This is a genomic window from Salinimicrobium oceani (genome assembly GCF_012037645.1).
In genome coordinates, this window is sequence record NZ_JAAVJR010000345.1 from 1 (window position 1) to 537 (window position 537).

Sequence of the window (537 nt, forward strand, 5' to 3'; positions counted from 1 at the left end):
GCCGCGACCGCCTCCGCGTTTGTTGCGGGAACTGAGGACAATAAGAAAGAAAATAAAGATGATCGCCAATATGATAAATCGGGGTCCGGCGCCACCACCCTCGGGAGGCCTGGTTCCTTCGTAAGTACCATTCAGCACCTGGAAAATAGCAGTTGTCCCGGCATCAAGGCCAGCATAATAACTGTCATTCCGGAATTCCGGAAGGATAATATTTTGTACGATCTGATGGGAAAGGGCATCAGTAAGATAAGGTTCTATCCCGTAGCCTGTCTGGATCTGTATAAGGCGATCCCCTTCAGAAAGCAGAATGAATATACCGTTATCCTCTTTTTCCTGTCCTACACCCCATTCGTGCGCCCATTCTGTTGCATAGGTCGCGATCTCCTCGCCCTGGAGGGATTCTATAGTAGCAATGACAATTTGTGTGGAAGTAGTATCGGCATAGTTGATAAGCTTTCTCTCAAGCGCCTGCTCTTCCGAAGCACTTAATACATCGGCTTCATCATAGACACTTGTCTGCTTGGAAGGCTTTGGCGG

1 protein-coding gene is annotated in these 537 nt (G+C 48.6%); it reads right to left on the reverse strand.

Features of this window, described 5'->3' with window-relative positions; translation table 11 throughout:
• Window positions 1-537 (reverse strand): TPM domain-containing protein (locus tag HC175_RS17100; RefSeq protein WP_168139535.1); only part of this gene is annotated, 537 nt, incomplete at both ends.